We start from the raw sequence: 19,813 nt of genomic DNA, 5'->3' as shown, positions 1-19,813 counted from the left end.
CCCCCTAGGGACTCCCCTCGCTACGTTCCCACTACGAGCGCCCAGCCACCGTCTAGCGGTTGACCGCGTCCTTGAGGGACTTGCCGGCCCGGAAGACCGGAGCCTTCTTGGCAGGTATCTCTATGGTCTTGGTGGGATCCTGGGGGTTCCTGCCCTGCCTGGCGGCCCTCTCCTGAACCTCGAAGGTGCCGAAGCCCACCAGCTGCACCTTGTCGCCCTTGACCAGCGCCTCCTGGATGATGTTGAAGATGGCGTCCACAGCCTCCGACGCCTTCTTCTTGCTGATGTCCTCCACGCTCTTTACCAGCTCGTTAACAAGATCTGCCTTAGTCAAAACCGTTCACCTCCGAAATGAAATTCCCCTGGGGGAACAAGCCTCGGTCAATTATGATGGTCCCATGCCCCACTGGTCAAGGGCAGAGGGACTCACCGCCCCTGATCCGACGAATCCCTGTTCCTGAACCAGATCCTGACCGGGGACCCCTCGAAGTCGCCCAGGGCCCTGATGTGCTTCTCAAGCCTCCTGGTGAAGGACCGATCCGCCAGATCCCTGTCGTTAACGAAGAAGATGAAGGTGGGGGGTACCGTGTCCGCCTGGGTGGCGTAGTACACCTTTAGATACCTGCCCTTGCCGTCCCCGGGCATCCTCTCGAACTCCAGGGTGTCCCTGAGCAGACGGTTAAGGTCCGACGTCTTAAGGCGTCGGCGCCGGTTCTCGTAAACCCTGGACACCAGCGGGGGCAACCGGTGAACCCCCCTCCCGGTCTTGGCAGACAGGAAGATCAGCGGGGCGTACGAAAGGGTGGGCATCTGATCCCTTATCTGGTCCCTGATCACGTCCCCCAGGTCCTCCCGGGGCGGTAGCAGGTCCCACTTGTTGACCCCTATGATCAACCCCTTGCCCCGCTCCTCCACGTGTAGCATCAACCTCTTGTCCTGCTCGGTGAGCAGCTCCGTGGCGTCCATGAGGACCAGGGACACGTCGGACCTGTCTATGGCCTTCAGGGTCCTCACCACCGAATAGTACTCCAGCGGATCGTCCACCCGGCTCTTTCTCCTCATGCCAGCGGTATCCATCAGCCGGACGTCCACATCCCCAAGGCGGACGTCCACGTCCACCGTGTCCCTGGTGGTGCCCGGGATCGGGCTGACCACCGCCCTCTCCTGGCCTATGAGCCGGTTGAAGAGGGAGGATTTGCCCACGTTGGGACGGCCCACCACTGATAACTTTATAACCCCGTCATCGGTCCCATCCGGTTCCCCCTCATCCGGCAGGGCGGACACCACCGAGTCCAGAAGGTCCCCTATGCCTATGCCGTGTTCAACGCTTATCCCCATGACGGTATGAAACCCAAGGGAGTAGGCATCCAACACGTTGTCCTCCCGCTTCGGGTTGTCGATCTTGTTCATGGCCACGATCACCGGCTTCGAGGAGCGCCTCAGCATCTCGGCTATGGCCTCATCTCCGGCGGTCACCCCCTCCTTCCCGTCCAGAAGGAAGATGACCACGTCGCACTCCTTAAGGGCCATCTGAACCTGCCTGGCTATGACATCCTGAAATGGATGGGGTGAGGCGGACTCTATGCCACCGGTGTCAACCAGATAGAACCGCTTGCCGTCCCACTCGGTCTCCGCATACAACCTGTCCCGGGTGACCCCCGGTATGTCCTCCACTATCGCCAGCTTCCTCCCGATCAAGCGGTTGAAGAGGGAGGACTTGCCCACGTTGGGACGACCCACTATGGCAACCACGGACATGTAATCACCCCCTTGATATTAGGAATAGTGTCTTTTCTCAATCGCTGAAGACCACCACCCGGGGAAACTCCCCGGTGGGATGCCCGTTGGCCCCTATGACGTCTATCAGGTCCCGGACCCTGGACCTCTCAGATAGGTGTACCAGCGCGCCCCCGTCCTCCTCCACGACCCCGGAGATGATACCCCTCTCCTCCAGGGACTCCAAAACGGACCTAAGCTCCCCCATTTGCTCCTGGGAGGCGCCGATCCTGACCATGCAACCGAAGGGGGGTAAACCCATCCGGGCCCTCTCCGCCATCTCGACCTCCCAAAACCTGCGCCACCCCTGACCCGCATACCGTCTCCAGCCCGAGTTCGGAGACCTGGTCTGGAGCATCAACCACCTGGGCTGAGGATCCACACCTCGCCAGAGGGACTCGTACACCAGCCCCATGGCCCGGGCGTCCCCGTCGTAACCAGCCACGGAGGCGGCCTCCCCATCCACATCGAGCCAGGCCATCATGCGAACCTCCATCAGGTCGCAGAGGGGCAACACCGCCCTGGTGCCCACAACCAGCAGGGGGCCCTCCCTAGACAGCCCCACCAAGTCCCTGAGCTCCGGGTCCGAAAGGGGACCCTCCACCAACCTCACCCTAGCGCCCTTCAATACCCCCTGGGCCTCCTGGAATACCGCCTGAAGCCCCACCCGACCAACCTGGAAGAAGGCTCCGCCGCAACGGGGACAACGGTCCAGGATTTTAGCACGAAAACCGCAGGCGGGACACGCCATCTGGGAGGAGATCAGATCGGATCTCATGGGGGAGCCACACCTACCGCACCTAAACTCCGCCCCACAATCGGAGCAGGTTATGGCCCCCACATACCCCTTCCTGTCCAGGATCCAAATGGCCGAGGCCCCCTTGGCCATCACCTGTCTGGTCCGTCTGATCAGGGGGGCCGTAACGTAACCCGGTGGTGATCCGTCGCTCCCCCCCTGAAGCCTAACCTGGGAAACCCGCTCAATGGCCCCTACACTACCCTCCGCCGCCCCCTTGACCCTAAGGTAAACCCTGGAGGAGGGGAACCTAGAACCGAGGACCAAGTGGAGCCCCCCGACCCGGCACCGCTCCACCACCAGGGCCCTGATGGAGAAGGTGGGATACGACACGGGCCTCCAGGACTCGGAGGACTCGTCGTCCATGTAAACCGTCCATCCGGGAGGCAGGGGAACGAAGGCCGCCCCATGGCAACCCACCACCAAATCCACCTCCCCGGAGAGGAGCCTGGAATAGGCTCGCCGCTGGCCGGCGGGGGTCCTGGGCCACTCAAGGGCCTTGAACCCCGCAGACAGGGCGTCCTCCAGCCGGGGTCTCACCATGGTCCTCTCCGGCAGGAGGGCCAACACCCCCTTACAGCCCGGGACCGCAAGACACCTATGGACCCCCTCCATGAACCTATCCGCGTCGCAGGGGGCAAGGGCGTGATCCATCCGAGGCCCCCGGTCCGCATCAAAGGTGCACTCCGGCGGGGACATCAGCCTCTCCTCCCCCTTGAAAAGCCAGCGGGGCAAAACCAGATCAAGGGTCCTCCCCATGGGAACCCCCAGCCAACGCCAGGCCCAGCCAATGAGGTGCATCAGGTCCATGGGAATCGAAGGCCCATCACCCACCACCCTCCAAACCTCTTTAACCGGACCGGGATGGTCCCCTTCGGATTCCATCACCAACCCTAGCCTGGGTCTGGAGGTCCTACCGAGGGGGGCCAGGACCACGGATCCCACCGGCACATCCACCCGGCAGGTATAGGAAAGGGGCCTCCTCCAAGGCCCCGGGAAGAGCACCCCTATTTGACGATCCGACAGGCCCATCACTCCTCCAGGAGCTCGGTCACAACATCCAGAACGAAGTGGGCCACCTCCTCCTTGGTGCCCTGGAAATCCATCCTCCGGCCCCGGCGATCCACCATGGAGACCTGGTTGGTGTCAGATCCGAAGCCACAGCCCTGGCGGGTTACATCGTTGGCCACTATGGCGTCCAACCCCTTGGACCTCATCTTGCTCAACGCGTTGTCGATCAGGTTATCCGTCTCGGCAGCGAACCCAACCAGCACCTGGCCGTCTCTCCGGAGTTGGCCCAAGCGGGCGGCTATGTCCGGGTTGCTGACCAGCTCAAGCGCCAGGGTACTCATGCCCTCCCGCTTGATCTTGGAACCCTGTACGGTGGAGGCCCTGTAATCCCCCACCGCCGCCGCCTTGATTATCACGTCCGAGTCCCTGAACTCAAGACACTTTTCGAGCATGTCCTCCGCGGAGACCACGTTCTCCACCCGGGCACCGGGGACGTCGGGTTTCACGCCGGGGCCGCAGACCAGGGTCACATCCCCCCCCCGGTACCACGCCGCCCGGGCCAGCTCCACCCCCATCTTGCCGGTGCTGGGATTGCTTATGAACCTGACCGGATCAAGGAACTCCCATGTGGGTCCCGCGGTTATTAGGAACGACCTGCCCTCCATGTCCCGCTTGGGGCACAGGGCCCGCCAGGTGTACTCCATCAGGGCCTCCACAGAGGGCAACCGGCCCTTGCCATCGTAGCCGCAGGCCAGGGCCCCCTCCTCGGGGGGGACCACCTGGTAACCCCACTGGGAACACCTACGGACGTTCTCCTGGGTGGCCGGGTGCTCCCACATCTTCACGTTCATGGCGGGGAAGAGGACCACCGGGCACCGGGCGGCGAGCAGGGCCGCCCCCAGCAGGGTACCCGAGAGACCAGCGGCCCCCATGGCCAGCACGTTGGCGGTGCACGGGGCCACCACCATCACATCCGCCCAATCGGTGAGCCCTATGTGGGGGATCTCATACCCCCTATCATGGGACAGGAAGTCCTCCTCCAGCCAACAACGCCTCCCGGTCAGGGTGGAGATAACCAAGGGACTTACGAACGCCTGGGCCCCCTCGGTTAGGATCACCTCCACCTGGCAGTCCGCCTTCACCAGGTGACGGATGAAATCGATGGCCTTGTAGGCCGAGATGCCCCCGGATATGCCGAGCAGCACCTTCCTTCCCCTCTTCCAGGAGGTCACGGGGCTCACTCCCTCCTGGGGGCACTATGAGCGTCCATGGGGCAGGAGACCAGCACGTCCCCCCGGCTTATCTCATCTATGGCCCTAGATATGTACTTCTCGTCCTCCAGCCTACCCTTCCTCTCGCTCAGTTGCCTGGCCCTGGCGGCCACCACCAGGGCTAGAACGTACTTGTTGGGGATGTTCCTCTCCCTGCATATCCTGTCGATGTCGCAGAATATCACTTAGACATACCTCCCCTTGATCTCCTGGTCTGCTCTATTATCTTAACCAGGGTTTCGGCCGCGTCCTCCACCCGGTCGTTGACTATCCTGTACTGGTACTCCCCCGCGTGGGATAGCTCGTCCATGGCGTTCCTCAAGCGAAGGGATAGCTCGTCCTCCCCCTCGGTGCCCCGGCCGTGGAGGCGATGCTCAAGCTCCTCCACCGACGGGGGCTCCACAAATATGGTCACCGCCCCAGGGACCTTTCGGGTAACCTGCTGGGCCCCCTGAACGTCTATCTCCAGGACCACATCGTACCCCTCGCTGAGCTTGGCCTCTATGTCCTTAAGGTTGGTGCCGTAGTACTTGCCGTGGACAAAGGCCCATTCCAGGAAGGCCCCCTCTTCGATCATCCGTTTGAACTCCTCCTCGGAGACGAAGCGATAATCAACCCCATCGGTCTCCCCCGGGCGGGGCGACCTGGTGGTGTAGGAGACCGAGTAGAAGAGCCCCGGCACCCGTTCGAAGAGGACCCGCCGCAACGTCCCCTTGCCCGCTCCGCTGGGACCCGATATGACAAACAGGGTCCCCCTCCTGTAGTTGCCTATCTTATCGTTACCCATCTTCCCCAGACCCTTCCTCGCCTTCGAATCTGTTAGCTAAGGTTTCCGGCTGCAGGGCGGACAGGATCACGTGTCCGCTGTCCATCACCATGATGGCCCTGGTCTTCCTCCCCTGGGTGGCGTCAACCAGCCTGCCATCCCGGGCCGCCTCGTCCTTGAGCCTCTTTATGGGGGCCGACGCGGGGCTTATTATAGCTATTATCCTGCCAGCGGCCACCATGTTCCCGAAGCCCACGTGAACCATCTTCATGTCCATCACTCCAAGTTCTGGATCTGCTCCCTGACGGCCTCCAGGGCGGACTTGGCGTCCACCACCAGGCTCCGAATCTCCGGATCGTTAACTTTAGAACCCAAGGTGTTGACCTCCCGGTTCATCTCCTGCACGATGAAGTCCAACCGCTTGCCCACCGGCCCCTTCAGGTCCCTAACCGCCAGGAACTGCTCCACATGGGAACCCAACCGGGACAGCTCCTCGCTGACGTCCCACCGGTCAGCCATTATCACCAGCTCCTGGGCCCATCGGGACTCGTCCAGGGAGGCTCCAAGGCCAGCCAGCATCTCCTCCACCCTCTCCCGAGCCTGGCGGAAGGCCATCTCCATCCTGTCCCCCCAGACACGAGATATCCGGTCAACGCAACTGCGGAATGAGCCCAGCCTGCGGAGGATCTCCCCCCATAGGTACTCCCCCTCCGCCTGTCTCATCCGGTTCCAATCCTCCACCGCCATCCGCAGGAGGCCCTCCAGGATACCCTCCGCCTCCCCTTCGTCCATGAAGCCCATGGGGCTCTCCATGACCCCCGGCACCTGAAGGAGATCCGTCACGGGACCCAAGGGGGCCCCCAACTGGGAGGAGAGCCGCTTTACCTCCCCGTAGATGGAGGACATGAGCTCCAGGTTGAGGTGCCCCGCCCCGGAGGAGGGCCCCCAGTTGGCCTCAACCCGGCAGGTTACCTTGCCCCGGTTGAACAGGGGCCTCAACTTCAGATGGAACCAGGGCTCCCAGCGGGACATGTCCCGGGGAAGCCTCACGCTTATCTCCTGGTAACGATGGTTTACGCTACTGATCTCCAGGGAGAGCCTGCCCCACTGGCCCTCCACCCGCCCACGGCCGTAGCCGGTCATGCTAAACATCCGTCCAACCCCCTGACATAAGTCACCTTGTTGTGGCGTCCCAAAAGCCGGGCATCAGAGGCTGCCCTGAAGCCACCCCAGAAAGGAGTCAAGCCCCTGGCCGGTGATGCCGCTGACCGGAAAGACCGGAAGGCCGGTGCCCCTCATCTCCGACAGTATCTCAAAGGCCTCGTCGGACGAACCCCAAAGGTCCTCCTTGTTAAGGAGGATGGCCCGGGGTATCTCACCGGCGCCTATCTGATCCAACACATCTCCTATGACCTTAAGGTGCTCCCATCGCTCCTTAGAGGCCCCGTCGATCACCACCGCCACCAGGTCCGCGAAGGCAACCTCCTCCAGCGTGGCCCTGAAGGCCGCCACCAGCTCCACCGGCAACCTCCGGATGAACCCCACCGTGTCGGAGAACAACACCACCTTGCCGTCAGGGAGGGTAACCCCCCTCACCAAGGGGTCCAGCGTGGCGAATAGCTCGTCCTTCCCCACCACACCTCTATCGCCCGACAGGCGGGAAAGGAGGGTGGTCTTGCCGCTGTTGGTGTAACCCACCAGGGAGACGGTCTTGAGGGCCCTCCGGCGGCGATGTTGCCTGAGGGAGGACCTCCTTCTCCTGAGTTGCTCCAGCTTATCCTCTATGGAACGGGCCCTGCGCTCCAGCTTCCTGCGATGCCTCTCGAACTCGGTCTCCCCAGGTCCCCGGGTACCTATCCCGCCCCCCGCCCGGGACATCTGAAGCCCCAAACCCTTGAGGTAAGGGATCTCGTGCCGGAGCGACGCCAGCTGAACCTGAAGCTTAGCCTCCGCGGTGACAGCCCGGGCCTCGAATATCCTCATTATCAAGTAGGGCCTGTCCCAAACCTCCACCTTGAGGGCCTCCCCCAGGCTCCGTCTCTGGGTGGGGGACAGGTTCCCATCCACAACCACCAGCTCATAACCCCCGCACCGGACCTCCTCCCGGACGGCCTCACAGAACCCGGCTCCCACGAAGCTGGCCGGATCGGGCCTCATCCTCCGCTGAACCATCCTCTTTAACCTGCGATACCCCAGGTTGGAGAGAAGGGCCTCTACCTCCTCAATGGAGGCCTCATCCCTGGGGTCTATGGACAGGACTATGGCCCCGGGATCAGTCATGGCCCTCCGACAGGACCATCAGGGAATCGCCGATGGCCTTGAGCATATGGGATCTGGCCTCCCTCTCCGGCGCTCCATCCTGGAGGAACCCCTGGGGCCATATGAGGTCTCCGAAGCTCAGGGACACCCTACCTGGCCTTGGAAACGAGGCCCCCTTGGGGAACGCCTCGAAGGTGCCCCGAATGAAGACTGGCAGCACCGGCGCCCTCGCCTTGAGGCTGAGGAAGGCCACCCCCTCCTCCAGGGGTTGCAACCTGCCATCCGGAGATCTGGTACCCTCGGGGAAGATGAGCACCCGACGCCCCTCCTTGAGGAGCTTCAGCATCAGCCGCAGGGGCCCGCTGGAGCCCCGCTGGTCGTCCCGATCCACCGGGAGGGCCCCAAGCCCCCTGAGGGCCAGCCCCATCAGCGGATTGTGGAAGAGCTCCTCCTTGGCCAGGTAGCACAGCTGCCCAGGGAAGAAGGCCCCTATGAATGGGGGGTCCAGGTGGCTGCAGTGATTGGAGGCCACGATGAGGGGGGATGGTAGCTCCCTGCCCTCCAGGCCCCTCACCCTCACTTTAAAATACAAAGACAGGGCCCCCTTGAAGAGGCCCTTAACCAGCAGGTAGAAGACCCGACTCTGGTTAAACCCTTCCGACAAGTCTTGACCGCACCTCCTTCTCGAGGGCTAAGACCACCTCATCCACCGACAGACCGGTTGTATCGAACACCAGGGCCCCCTCATCCACCTTCAACGGGGAGCACTCCCGCTGGGAGTCCAGCCGATCCCTCTCCTCCACCTGTCTAAGCACCTGCTGGTAGTCCGAGTCCTCTCCCTTTGAGAGACGCTCCAGGTGTCTTCGCCTCGCCCGCTCCTCCGGGGAGGCGGTGAGGAAGACCTTCACATCCGCGTCGGGGAAGACCACGGAAGCCATGTCCCGCCCCTCCGCCACTATTCCGTCCCTGGCCTGCTCCCGCTGGAGCCCAAGGAGGGCCCTCCTGACGGCCGGGATGGCGGCGTAATGGGATACGATGGAGTCCACGTGAGGGGTCCTTATCTCCCGGGTCACGTCCTCCCCGTTGACCCGAACGAAGCCCTGGGAAACCTCCACCCGGGTGACCTCCAGCTCCCGAAGGAGGAGCTCCGAGTCCTCGGGGGGGATGCCCTTGGAGTCCATGTGGTAAGCCACCGCCCTGTATATGGCCCCCGTGTCCAGGTGGGGGACCCCCAGGGCCCGGGCGAGAAGCTTTGCCACCGTGCTCTTGCCGGATCCGGCGGGGCCGTCCAACACCACCACCGGGCCGCGGCGGCTCATTCCATGGCCTCCATGCTAAGCTCCTGGTCCACCTGGGCCATCAGGTCCACCAGCTCGGACATGAGGACCTCCACGTCAGAGGAGAGGCCCAGCCGCTCAAGGCTCTCGGGCCACACGCTGTACTGCAGACCATCCGCCCCAAGCCCGGCCCCCAACATGAGACACAGGGAGTTGGCCACGTGAATCACGTCCAGGAAGCGCCTGTGCTCCGCCTGCTCGTCCGGCAACTCCCAGGGAGAGTGGTGATACCGGGCGGCTATCATGTAGCGCTCCGGCAGGTTCCACTGCTCCATTATGAGCCCCCCCACCTGGGCGTGATCGAAGCCCAACACCTGGCGCTCCGCGTCCATGAAGGGCATCTGGTCCTCCTCCACCAGCTTAACTATGATGCTGTAGCCGAACCGGACGTAATCGTTAAGGACTATCTTGCCTATGTCGTGAACCATGCCAGCCACGTAGGCCTCCTCATCGTCCACGTCCTTGAAGCGCTTAGCTATGTGCCGGGAGGAGAAGGCCACGCTGAGGGAATGCCGCCACAGCTCCCCTCTGTCAAGGGCGTAACCGGTGAAGGCTCCGTCCATGAACTTGTACACCGATGCGGCTAGGACGATGCTCTTGACGGTTTTGAAGCCCAAGAGGGCTATGGCCTCGGAGATGCTGGTTATCCTGCGAGGCAAACCGTAGTAAGCGGAGTTGGCAAGCCTCAGGATGCGGAGCACCAGCCCCTCGTCCTTGGCAAGCTTGTCCGCCACGTCCTGAGCGTTGCTCTTGGGATCGTCCAGCTTCTTGAGGGTATCTATCACAAACTGGGGCAGAGATGGTATATCGCTGACCCGCTTGAGCACTCGCCTCTGTATAAGGTCCCGGGTACGATCATCAAGCCCTTGCATGTAACCCCTCCTAAACGACAACAGGGTAATTGGTGCTCCGCGAAGATCCAACTAAGCCCAGCTATACAATACCACCCACGTTGATATGATGCCAGATATCGTCCACGGAGAAAAGGCATATCCCCCCGGCTCTAAGCCTGCGAAGCTCCATCTTACCTATCCTTCGCCGCAGGAGGGATAGCACCTTGAACCCAAGTGCGGCCATCATCCGCCGGACCTCCCGCTTCTTCCCCTCCTGGATGTCCACCCGGACGGTTCTAGGACCCATGAGGCTAACCATAAGGGGTTCCAAGATCTCCCCATCGGACCACACCCCGCCCTTAAGCCGATCCAACGACTCCGAGGGGACATCTCTGTCCACCGTAACCTCGTAGGTCTTTATTATACCCCTTCGAGGATGCAGTATGGCATCGCAGAAGTCCCCGTCGTTGGTCAGGATGAGGAGCCCCTGGCTCTCCTTGTCCAGCCGCCCCACCGGGAAGGGGCGGAGGGCCCTTATCTGAGGGGGGAGGAGGTCCAGCACGGTGCGATACCGCCGGTCCTCCACGGCGCACACCACGCCCCGGGGCTTGTTCATCACGATGTAGATCTTATCGAGGGGGTGCACTGAACATCCGTCCACCTCCACATGGTCCCCCTCCTCCACCCGGCATCCCAGATCGGAAACCACCAGACCGTTAAGCTTGACCCTTCCCGTCACGATCAGGGCCTCCACCTTACGTCTAGATCCCAATCCGCACCGGGCCAGGTACTGGTTAAGCCTCAAGGCCCTCATCCTCCAGATCGTCGTTCCCCATCTCTTCCATCAGATCCTCCAGGGACGGCAGGTCCCCCAGGGAGGACAGGCCGAAGACGTCCATGAACCGGGACGTGGTCCTGTAAAGCAACGGGTTTCCAGGGCTCCGCTTCCTTCCCGCCACCCGAACCAGCCCATGCCTCAGCAGGGTATCCAGCACCCGGTCGCACCGGACCCCCCGGATCTCCTCGATCTCAGCCCTGGTTATGGGCTGGTGATACGCCACCGCCGCCAGGGTCTCCACCGCGGCCCTGCTTAGCCGCACCCTCTGGCTCTGGGAGACCTCCCTAAAGGCCCCCACAAGGTCCGCCAGATCATGGGCGGTGACCATCTGCCACCCCTCCGCCACCTGTATAAGGTCCAGACCGTGGCAGGACTGGTAGCGCTCCCTAAGACGACCTATGGCCTCCCGGACCTCCCTAGATGACACCCCCAGGAAGGAGGCCATCTCCCGCTCCTCAACCGGGGCGGGGGACACGAAGAGAAGGGCCTCCACCTTCCTGTCCAGCTCCACCCTAGAGGGACCGCTATGGGGCACAGAATGCGATGTCATCGAAGGCCCCCTTCTGACATATTCTAAGCTTTCCCAGGCGACAGAGCTCCAGAAGGGCCAGGATGGAGGCTATGACTCGCCCCCGGGTGGGACGATCCCCCAGGAGGGCCCCGAAGGGCACCGGCTGCCCCCCCAGGATGGACAGTATCTCCTCCATTATCTCCTCCACGTTGAACTCCTGGGCCCTTCCGTCGTCTATCTCCACCGGGGGCTCATCGCAGAGATCCTCATCCCCCGGATCGTAGTTCCGGTCCAGCATGGACCACCAGACCCGGGCCAACCCGAACAGGTCCCCCGCCTCGAAGAGCAGGGGCCCCTCCTCCGCCTCCCGGGTGAAAAACCTCTCCCGCCAGGCCTGCCTCCTCTCGAGCCAGATGGCGGCCCTCCTTATGGGACGGTACCGAACGAAGGACGCCCGCAACTCCTCCTCCGCATCAAGGGTATCCTCCTCAAGGGGGAACACCTCCTCCTGATCCACCGAGGGGAACAGGCTTCGAACCTTCGACAGGGCTATCCGGGACACGAAGCCAAAGAACTCCGCCAGGTCCCTTAGGCTCACGGACTCCACGGTCATCAGGTGAGACACGTACCGCTCCAGAAGCTCCACCAGGGATATGCGGGCCACATCCAGCTTCCCCCGCTCCACCAGCTGGCAGAGCAGGTCCAGGGGGCCGGAAAACTCCCCCAGCGTTACGTTGAGAGGGCCTTCACCTCTTAGATCAGCGTAGCATTCCAACGGCGCCGTACACTTCCTCCATGGTGACCAGGGCGGTGGACCGGGCCTTCTTGGCCCCCTCCTGAACTATCTCGTTCAGCATATCCTGGTGCTCCTCAAGCCTGCGCCGCCTCTCCTGGATGGGGGTCATGACCTCCTCCACGTGTCGGAAGAGCTTCTTCTTGCAGTCTATGCAACCTATCCCCGCGGTCCTGCACCCGTGGGCCAGCTCCTCCATCTCCGCCGCGTCGTGGTTGAAGAACTTCTGCAGATCCCAGACGGGACACTTGTCCGGATCCCCAGGATCCGTCCGCCTGTACCTGGCGGGGTCCGTCATCATGGTCTTCAACTTGTCCCAGAGCACGGCAGGCTCGTCCGCTATGTTGAGGGAGTTACCGTAGGACTTGCTCATCTTCCTGCCGTCCGTGCCGGGTATCTTCGGGGTGGAGGTGTGCAACGCCTGGGGTTCCGGGAAGACCTCGCCAAAGTAGTAGTTGAAGCGCCTTGCTATCTCCCGGCTCAGCTCCAAGTGGGCCGACTGATCCTCCCCCACGGGCACCTTCGTCGCCTTGTAGAGCAGTATGTCTGCCGCCATGAGGACCGGATACCCAAGGAACGCATAGGTGGAAAGGTCCTTATTCTGCAGGTTAAGGATCTGGTCCTTGTAGGTGGGGTTCCTCTCCAACCATCCCAAGGGGGTCACCATGGAGAGGGCCAGGGACAGCTCCGCATGCTCCTTAACGTGGGACTGCACAAATATGGTGCACTTATCGGGGTCCAACCCGACGGCCAGCCAGTCCAGAAGTATCTCCCGGCAGTTGTCCCTCAGCATGCTGCTGTCCGCATAATCGGACATGAGGGCGTGCCAATCCACCACGCAGTAGTAGCACTCGTGATCCTCCTGCAGCTTCACCCAGTTGGCCAGGGCCCCCGCCATATGCCCCAGGTGTAGCTTCCCGGTAGGCCTCATGCCGCTAAAAACCCTATCCATCATCTAAGGCTCACCTCTCGTCGTCCCCGCCTCCGCGGGACGTAAGTTGTCCTGATCTACACGAAACGAACCCGCCCCTGGCGACGGGGCCCCAGAAGGGTCTCGACTCCGGTGGCAGATTCTATAAGGTCCCTGAGGTCCCCAAGGGTGGCGTGCTCCATCTCCCCGTGGTCAACCACCCCAATCACCAACCCCGCGGCCTCCGCGTCCAGCAGGTCGTGGTACTTCACGTCGGCGGTTATGAGCATTTGGGCCCCCAGGGAGAGGGCCAGCCGCCAAAGCTCCCCACCGGACCCGGCACAGATGGACACCCGGGAGACCTGGATGTCCTGGGCCCCGGACACGAAGGCCCAGGATAGACCCCACATGGATCTGGCCCTCACCATAAGGACCTCGGGGTCCACCATCTCCAAGTGGCCCACAACTCCCAACCCCCACTCCCCCCGGGGCTCCATGGGGGACATGTCGGATAGACCCAGGGACCTCCCGAGAACCACGCTGGCCCCGAAGGGGGCCACGTCCCAGCTGGTGTGGGCCCCGTATACGGCGAGCCCACCCCTTATGGCCTTGAGAAGGGGACATCCAGCCCCGTCGTCCACGATACGCCGCAGGGGCCTGAATATGGCCGGATGGTGGGCCACCAAAAGCTGACATCCGTTCTCCAAGGCCCACTCAACTGATTGGGAATCCACATCGAGACACACCCCTATCCGCTCCACCGGGGAACCCATCTCCCCCACCAGGAGGCCGCAGTTATCCCACTCGTAGGCCCAGCTGGGGGGGATGCGGGCCTCTATGGACGATACCACCTGAGATAGGCGCAACCCAACACCCCCAAGATACTGAAAAAGCCGCCACGAGGGCGGCTTGGCTTTGCTGGTGGGCCCACCTGGACTCGAACCAGGAACCTTCCGGTTATGAGCCGGTGGCTCTAACCCGTTGAGCTATGGGCCCTTCCTATGCGGAGAGGCTCAACCCCTAATCAACCTTGATGCAACTGACCGGACAGCTATCGGCCGCCTCCTGGACGCAGGGCGCTCCTTCCCGATTGAGAACCTTGGCCTTGCCAAGCTCCTCGTCCAGGGCGAAGACCTCCGGGCAGATCTGAGCGCAAACGCCACAGCCTATGCACTCATCCTCCTCGATCCGGACGATCATGAGGGGCCACCTCCTCCCGAGGAAGCATTCTACCCCATGATCCCCGATCCGTCAAAGGGGGATCGCCATTTTCACACAAAAAGTTGCATTCAGTCGTTCACCCTTATCTTGAGGGAGTCCCCGATGCCCGATATGGTGAGAAGGGCGTTGTACTCCGGGATGCTCTTCCTTGGGGGATCCTGGGCGGCGATGAAGATCCCGACCCCCACCACCTGGGATCCGAACTCCTTTGCCATCTGGAGCATACCCGACACGGTACTGCCCCCCCTCATGAAGTCGTCAACCACCAGGACCCGCTTGCTACTGCCCATCTGCCGGGTGCCCATGTACATGGTCCTCACATCCCCCGCCCCGGTGGGGAAGTGGACCGCCACGGCGGGGCCATCGCTGGGCCTGTTCCGGAACCTGCATATGGACAGGGGGACCCCAAGCGCATGGGCGGCGAACATGGCGATGGGTATGCCCTTCACCTCCGAGGTCATAATGGTATCGGGCCTCAGGCTGGAGAACCGGGAGGCCATTATGAGCCCCAACATGGAGGCCACCCTAGGATCGAAGATCAGGTCCGTGTAGTAAACGAACCCGCCGGGCAGGGACCTCTCCGGGCTGGACAGGACCTGGGCGATCTGCTCAAGCCACCGACGACGGAGCTCCTCCCCGACCCGGGGGACGAAGTAGGCGCCGCCGCTCCTCCCCCTATCAACCTCTATGCCGCCCAACATCTCGTCGGAAAAGGCCTTATCGATTATCTCCATGTCGTCGCTTATGACGGTCTTGGACACCTCGAAATCCTGAGCCAGGTCAGTGAGCGAGAGATGCCTCGATGGACCCAGCATGAAACGGGAAGCTATCCTGACCAACCTCTCGGTCCTCTGTCCCTTCATCTACAGACCTCCAATGGGATAAGACTCCTTACGTAATCCTGCTTGCCAAGCTCCGCAAACGCCCTCTCCACCCCCTCCTGGTGGGAGAACAGGGCGAAGAAGCCGCTGCCGCTGCCACACAGCCCCCAGGCGAGGGCCCCCAAGGACTCGCAGTCCCGCCATATTTTAACGTACTCTGGCCTGACTTTCTCCGCCACGGGGATGAAATCGTTCGACATTAGGCCCACCACACGCCCCCGAACCAGCCCCTCCAGCAGGGGCTCCACCTCCCCACCCTCCGGCAGACGCGCATCAGAGGATGATCCCCTGAGCTGGTCCAGCATCCGATAGGCCCAGGCGGTCCCGATCGCCCAGCGAGGGAAGCCGATTATCCCCCTCAGCTCCCTCAACCCATCAAGGTCTCCCTCAGGGGGGGTCAACAGCTCCCCCCTCCCCTCCCCCCAGGCGGCCCACATACGAGAGGCCAGGAAGGCCACGTCGCTGCCCAACTGGGCGGCCACCGAAAGGTCCGTATCCATCCCCGCCTGGGCGTAGGCCCAACGGATGAAGGCCCCGGCGTTGCCACTCCCACCGCCGACCCCGCCGCCCGCCGGCAACGCCTTCTCACACTCAACCTCAACCGGGGGGAGCTGGATCCGGCCCCGGAGCAGGGCCTGTGCCCGTAAGACCAGGTGCTCCCCGTAGAACGGATCCCCCCGATGGTAGACCACGGTCCTCACAGAACCCGTCCTTATCCGGAGGAACTCCGGGGACCTCAGCTTGAGGAAGAAGGTCCTGATGGGGTGATAACCATCCACCCCAGGTGCCCCAACCCAAAGGCATAGGTTGATCTTTATGTGACAGGGCACAATGAACTCCAAGGAAATCACCACCCCGCATTGGCATAAAAAATTAAAAAACGCCCCACCTGTGCGGTGGAGCGCTGGATTGCGGTTAACGGTCAAGCCAAGCGCTCATGCCCCGGAAGCAACTCCAGGACCACTTCCCGGGTCAGCACGTCCGCATAGCTGAAGGAGACGGTGCTACACTGGGACTCCACGTAAAGGGTGAAGAGGGAGGGATAGACCTCGGTTATGATGCCCTCCTTCTGCTCCACCTTCCGACGGCCATTTATCGACCGGTAGGAAACCCTTGACCCCCTGTGCTGCCTGACCATTTCCCTGATCTGATCAAGAGATCTCGCCATGGGCCCCACTCCCGTTTGTCAGATTTTCCGAATAGTACACCCTAACCTAATATTTTTCAAGCCCTTTTAAGCAACGTAAGCCTATCACGGGGGTTACGGTCCCATGGCGATGTCAGGGGGCATCATTTCATCTTTCATCCGGGCTTTTTGAGGAGCACCCGCTTGTCCTGGACTCGCCGGGTTATGCCCAGGGAGTCCAGATGTTCCAGCATGGGCATCACATACTTCCTGCTCAACCCCAACCTGTCCCTCACGGTGGCCACGGTTATCTCCCCCATCTCCGCCAGGGTCCTCCAGAGGGCGTCCCTTAGCTTGGAGGACAGGAAGAGGTCACCGGGAAGGATGACCCCCAGCCCCCTCTCCTTGGCCAAGGCCACCACCCGTTTGAAGGTCTCGTCGTCAACCCCCAGGTGGGCCCTCATCTCCCAAAGTTCTGGGAGCAGGAAGCCCCTCTCATCCAGGTGGGCCTCAAGACGCTGCAGAAGCCTATCGAGCCCCTCCAGGTCCCGGGCGAACGATGGATCCTTCACCCTCCCTTCGTCCAGCTCAAGGAGCCCCGCTAGGGACTCGTGGCCGAGCCAGGATCTGAGCAACCCCTGTTCCATCCCGCAAGCCCTGGCCAGTTCCTCCAATGGCATGCCCCGCTCCGATGGATTCCTGCGGTGGAAATCCCCAACCAGTCGGCTCGCGGTCTCGATCATGTGCCCATGGTGACCAGCGCCGAAGATCCATGGATTGGGCTTGGACTGAATTATCACCCAGTGGGGGCCCTGGCGGTCCAGAAGAGCGGACACGTCACCGAGCCCCAGATCCATCTTTACCCGATCCAGGGGGGCCATGGGAACCAACTGGAGGTAGGCCTTGACCCTCTCCTCCCGGGAGGAGGCCCCCCGCATGGCCTCTAGCCCCTTGGCCCTCAAGAGCCTGTCGGCCCTACCCCTTACCCTGTCGGGGTAGGGGAGCAACACCTGGCCCCCTCCTATGGTCCTTAAGGGGCTATAGAAGCGGATGATGAACCGCTGGGAGGCCACCGCCGCCACCGGCTCCTCCAGCATCAGCTGGGCTGGGGCCTCCAGGCCGGGATCCAGCCTCGGCCTATCGAGCAACATGATCCGGGCCATGACCTCCGAGGTCCCCATGAGAAGCCTAACCCTCTGCCAATGTTTCAGCGGGTCCGCGGAGGACGGGAGGAGGTACAACCACACGTCGAGCCTATCGGTGGGACGGCAGGCCCCCTGGGCCACCAACACGTCCCCCCTCCGAATCGAGTCCAGGTCCACAGAGGGGACGTTGACCGCCACCCGCTGGCCCGCCACCGCCCGATGAACCCTCTCACCGTGGACCTGGAGGGATCTAACCTTGGACCTGAGCCCGGAGGGCAGCACCTCCAGCTCCTGCCCCTCTGTAACCGATCCGTGGTATACGGTGCCGGTGACCACCGTGCCGAAGCCGGATATGGAGAAGGCCCTATCTATGGGGAGAAAGAGATCCCCCTCCCTGTCCCTGGGGGATAGCCGGTCGATCAGGTCCCCTATGGCCCCCTTCAACTCCTCCAACCCCTGGCCGGTAACGGCGCTCACGGGGATCACCGGCGCATCCTGGAGGAACGTTCCCCGGAAGGCCTCTCTCACGTCCTCCTGGGCCAAGGCCACCAGGTCGGGTTCCACCGCATCGCACTTGGTTATCACCACTATGCCCCTACGGACCCCCAAGAGCTCCAGTATCTCCAGGTGTTCCCTGGTCTGGGGCATCACCCCCTCGTCGGCGGCCACCACCATCATAACCGCGTCGACCCCGGCGGCCCCGGCCACCATCTGGCGGATGAATCGCTCGTGCCCGGGCACGTCCACTATGCTGACCACCCGGTCCCCGAGCCTCAGGGGGGCAAAGCCCAGCTCTATGGTTATCCCCCGCCGCTTCTCCTCAAGCAGGCGGTCGCAATCCACCCCCGTGAGGGCCTTCACCAGGGTGGTCTTCCCGTGGTCTATGTGCCCCCCGGTTCCGAGGACGAAGGGATACTCCATCACCTCACCCCCAGCACCCGCTTGAGGGACCGGAGGAACCTCTCGTCGTCCCCATCGAGCAAGGTCCTGACGTGGATGCATGGCAAGCCTCGGTCGACCCCCAGGACCACCGGTGGATCCGACCGCCGGAAGAGCCCCTGGACCCTGGAAGCCCCCCCAAGGGACGGCAGGTCCAGCGCCACCCCGTAGCCCACGAGCCCCACCGCCGGGAAGGCTCCACCGCCGACCGCATCCTCCACCTCCAGGACGGAGGCGTTTCCTGGAACAGATGCCTCCCGGATGACCCGCCTCACCCGCCTGGCCAGGGACGAGGCCCTCCTCTTCATGACATCCGGCGACAGGGAAATCATCTCCCTGGTGGGGATCATCCGGTCCTCACCGCGGAGCATCATCCGGAGTATCCCCTCGAAGGCGGTCAGGGTCATCTTATCCACCCGGAAAGCCCTCATCAGGGGGTGCTTCTTTAGCCGCTCGGTGAGCTGGGACCTGCCCGCCACCACCCCTATCTGGGGTCCCCCCAGGAGCTTGTCCCCCGAGAAGGTGACCAGGTCAACCCCCTGCTGCAGGCACTCCCGGACGGTGGGTTCCTCGGAGAGGGCGTCCCCGTCGAAGGCCTCCAGAAGTCCGCTCCCCAGGTCCTCCAGGAAGATGAGCCCCCGACTGGCCGCCAGGGACGCCAGCTCCTGCCGGGACACGGAACAGTGGAAGCCCTCTATCCTGAAGTTGGAGGGGTGGACCTTGAGCAGCATGGCGGTGTCCTCTCCCAGGGCCCTCTCGTAGTCCGAAAGGTGGGTCCTATTGGTGGTGCCCACCTCCACCAGCCTGGCCCCCGCGAAGGACAGGATATCGGGGATCCGGAAGGATCCCCCTATCTCCACCAGTTCCCCCCGGGACACGATGACCTCCCCGTGGGAGGCGAGGGCCGCCAGGCTGAGCAGCACCGCCGCAGCGTTGTTGTTCACCACCACCGCTCCGTCGGCGCCGGTCAGCTGGCATATGAGCCACTCAACGTGATCGTTCCGATGCCCCCTCACCCCCTCGTCCAGGGAGAACTCCAGGTTGCTGTACCCCACCGAAACGTCCACCACGGACTCCATAACCTCCCTGGGGAGCGGAGAGCGGCCCAGGTTGGTGTGAACCACCACGCCGGTGCCGTTGACCACTCGCCTCACGCTGGGAACTGACCTGGCGGTCAGCCTGGCCAATGCCTCCCTGACTATCTCCTCGGCGCTGATCTGGGATATCCTCCCCTCCCTGAACAGGGTCCGGAACTCCCCTATAACCTCCGAGAAGACCGCCTTGACCGCCCTCCTCCCAAGGGAGGCCTCCATGGATGGCACCCATGGGAGGGAGAGAAGCTCCGACATGGGGGGTATCTGCCTCATGAACGCGTTAACATCAAAGGACACCGAAACCAC

The 19,813-nt window shown here is 62.8% G+C and carries 23 protein-coding genes and 1 tRNA gene; all 24 read right to left on the bottom strand.

What is annotated here, in order from left to right:
* Window positions 1-52: 52 nt before the first annotated feature.
* The 24 genes from TACI_RS03980 to selA all read right to left on the bottom strand — a co-directional run bounded on the left by TACI_RS03980 (window position 53) and on the right by selA (window position 19,804).
* Complete coding sequence (locus tag TACI_RS03980) at window positions 53-334, bottom strand: HU family DNA-binding protein (RefSeq protein ID WP_012869538.1); 282 nt, start codon at window positions 332-334, stop codon at window positions 53-55.
* Between the two features lie 92 nt (window positions 335-426).
* A complete protein-coding gene (der, locus tag TACI_RS03975; protein ID WP_012869537.1) occupies window positions 427-1,758 on the bottom strand; it encodes a ribosome biogenesis GTPase Der in 1,332 nt (443 codons plus the stop codon).
* Window positions 1,759-1,795: 37 nt separating this feature from the next.
* Window positions 1,796-3,604 (bottom strand): primosomal protein N' family DNA-binding protein, encoded by a 1,809-nt coding sequence (locus TACI_RS03970; RefSeq protein ID WP_012869536.1) that lies wholly within the window; start codon window positions 3,602-3,604, stop codon window positions 1,796-1,798.
* The gene (gene coaBC, locus TACI_RS03965) at window positions 3,604-4,815 is read right to left on the bottom strand and encodes a bifunctional phosphopantothenoylcysteine decarboxylase/phosphopantothenate--cysteine ligase CoaBC (RefSeq protein WP_012869535.1); all 1,212 of its coding nucleotides are present in this window, start codon (window positions 4,813-4,815) and stop codon (window positions 3,604-3,606) included. The genes TACI_RS03970 and coaBC overlap by 1 nt, the downstream gene beginning before the upstream one ends.
* 5 nt (window positions 4,816-4,820) lie before the next feature.
* Window positions 4,821-5,039 carry a DNA-directed RNA polymerase subunit omega gene (locus TACI_RS03960; protein ID WP_012869534.1) on the bottom strand — a complete coding sequence of 73 codons (219 nt, stop codon included), beginning with the start codon at window positions 5,037-5,039 and terminating at the stop codon, window positions 4,821-4,823.
* Window positions 5,036-5,641 (bottom strand): guanylate kinase, encoded by a 606-nt coding sequence (gmk, locus tag TACI_RS03955; RefSeq protein WP_012869533.1) that lies wholly within the window; start codon window positions 5,639-5,641, stop codon window positions 5,036-5,038. The genes TACI_RS03960 and gmk overlap by 4 nt, the downstream gene beginning before the upstream one ends.
* On the bottom strand, window positions 5,634-5,891 hold the full coding sequence (locus TACI_RS03950) for a DUF370 domain-containing protein (RefSeq protein WP_012869532.1): 258 nt from the start codon (window positions 5,889-5,891) through the stop codon (window positions 5,634-5,636). The genes gmk and TACI_RS03950 overlap by 8 nt, the downstream gene beginning before the upstream one ends.
* A 5-nt stretch (window positions 5,892-5,896) precedes the next feature.
* Window positions 5,897-6,772, bottom strand: coding sequence for a YicC/YloC family endoribonuclease (locus tag TACI_RS03945; RefSeq protein ID WP_012869531.1), 876 nt, complete (start codon window positions 6,770-6,772; stop codon window positions 5,897-5,899).
* Window positions 6,773-6,826: 54 nt separating this feature from the next.
* Window positions 6,827-7,900: a GTPase HflX gene (hflX, locus tag TACI_RS03940; protein WP_012869530.1), complete on the bottom strand. Its 1,074-nt coding sequence runs from the start codon at window positions 7,898-7,900 to the stop codon at window positions 6,827-6,829.
* Window positions 7,893-8,543 (bottom strand): lysophospholipid acyltransferase family protein, encoded by a 651-nt coding sequence (locus tag TACI_RS03935; RefSeq protein ID WP_012869529.1) that lies wholly within the window; start codon window positions 8,541-8,543, stop codon window positions 7,893-7,895. The genes hflX and TACI_RS03935 overlap by 8 nt, the downstream gene beginning before the upstream one ends.
* A complete protein-coding gene (gene cmk / locus TACI_RS03930; protein WP_012869528.1) occupies window positions 8,527-9,198 on the bottom strand; it encodes a (d)CMP kinase in 672 nt (223 codons plus the stop codon). The genes TACI_RS03935 and cmk overlap by 17 nt, the downstream gene beginning before the upstream one ends.
* Complete coding sequence (locus tag TACI_RS03925; protein ID WP_012869527.1) at window positions 9,195-10,088, bottom strand: HDOD domain-containing protein; 894 nt, start codon at window positions 10,086-10,088, stop codon at window positions 9,195-9,197. Before TACI_RS03925 ends, cmk begins: the two co-directional genes overlap by 4 nt.
* 61 nt (window positions 10,089-10,149) lie before the next feature.
* Window positions 10,150-10,863 carry a pseudouridine synthase gene (locus TACI_RS03920; protein WP_242601152.1) on the bottom strand — a complete coding sequence of 238 codons (714 nt, stop codon included), beginning with the start codon at window positions 10,861-10,863 and terminating at the stop codon, window positions 10,150-10,152.
* The gene (gene scpB, locus TACI_RS03915; RefSeq protein ID WP_012869525.1) at window positions 10,844-11,437 is read right to left on the bottom strand and encodes an SMC-Scp complex subunit ScpB; all 594 of its coding nucleotides are present in this window, start codon (window positions 11,435-11,437) and stop codon (window positions 10,844-10,846) included. The genes TACI_RS03920 and scpB overlap by 20 nt, the downstream gene beginning before the upstream one ends.
* Window positions 11,412-12,173: a segregation and condensation protein A gene (locus TACI_RS03910; protein WP_012869524.1), complete on the bottom strand. Its 762-nt coding sequence runs from the start codon at window positions 12,171-12,173 to the stop codon at window positions 11,412-11,414. Before TACI_RS03910 ends, scpB begins: the two co-directional genes overlap by 26 nt.
* Complete coding sequence (gene trpS, locus TACI_RS03905) at window positions 12,157-13,146, bottom strand: tryptophan--tRNA ligase (RefSeq protein ID WP_012869523.1); 990 nt, start codon at window positions 13,144-13,146, stop codon at window positions 12,157-12,159. The genes TACI_RS03910 and trpS overlap by 17 nt, the downstream gene beginning before the upstream one ends.
* A 53-nt stretch (window positions 13,147-13,199) precedes the next feature.
* Window positions 13,200-13,967 carry a Nif3-like dinuclear metal center hexameric protein gene (locus tag TACI_RS03900; RefSeq protein ID WP_012869522.1) on the bottom strand — a complete coding sequence of 256 codons (768 nt, stop codon included), beginning with the start codon at window positions 13,965-13,967 and terminating at the stop codon, window positions 13,200-13,202.
* A 53-nt stretch (window positions 13,968-14,020) separates the two neighbouring features.
* A tRNA-Ile gene (locus tag TACI_RS03895) sits at window positions 14,021-14,097 on the bottom strand.
* A gap of 24 nt (window positions 14,098-14,121) precedes the next feature.
* Window positions 14,122-14,301 carry a ferredoxin gene (locus TACI_RS03890; protein ID WP_012869521.1) on the bottom strand — a complete coding sequence of 60 codons (180 nt, stop codon included), beginning with the start codon at window positions 14,299-14,301 and terminating at the stop codon, window positions 14,122-14,124.
* An 89-nt stretch (window positions 14,302-14,390) separates the two neighbouring features.
* On the bottom strand, window positions 14,391-15,185 hold the full coding sequence (locus TACI_RS03885; RefSeq protein ID WP_012869520.1) for a phosphoribosyltransferase family protein: 795 nt from the start codon (window positions 15,183-15,185) through the stop codon (window positions 14,391-14,393).
* Window positions 15,182-16,054: a 4-(cytidine 5'-diphospho)-2-C-methyl-D-erythritol kinase gene (locus tag TACI_RS03880; protein ID WP_242601151.1), complete on the bottom strand. Its 873-nt coding sequence runs from the start codon at window positions 16,052-16,054 to the stop codon at window positions 15,182-15,184. Before TACI_RS03880 ends, TACI_RS03885 begins: the two co-directional genes overlap by 4 nt.
* A 71-nt stretch (window positions 16,055-16,125) precedes the next feature.
* On the bottom strand, window positions 16,126-16,371 hold the full coding sequence (locus TACI_RS03875; protein WP_012869518.1) for a Veg family protein: 246 nt from the start codon (window positions 16,369-16,371) through the stop codon (window positions 16,126-16,128).
* 134 nt (window positions 16,372-16,505) lie between these two features.
* Window positions 16,506-18,395 carry a selenocysteine-specific translation elongation factor gene (gene selB / locus TACI_RS03870; RefSeq protein ID WP_012869517.1) on the bottom strand — a complete coding sequence of 630 codons (1,890 nt, stop codon included), beginning with the start codon at window positions 18,393-18,395 and terminating at the stop codon, window positions 16,506-16,508.
* Window positions 18,395-19,804, bottom strand: coding sequence for an L-seryl-tRNA(Sec) selenium transferase (gene selA, locus TACI_RS03865; protein ID WP_012869516.1), 1,410 nt, complete (start codon window positions 19,802-19,804; stop codon window positions 18,395-18,397). The genes selB and selA overlap by 1 nt, the downstream gene beginning before the upstream one ends.
* Between the last annotated feature and the right edge of the window lie 9 nt (window positions 19,805-19,813).

Origin of the sequence: Thermanaerovibrio acidaminovorans DSM 6589 (assembly GCF_000024905.1) — a bacterium.
Classification (GTDB): domain Bacteria; phylum Synergistota; class Synergistia; order Synergistales; family Synergistaceae; genus Thermanaerovibrio; species Thermanaerovibrio acidaminovorans.
This window is presented reverse-complemented; position numbering and strand designations above follow the sequence as displayed.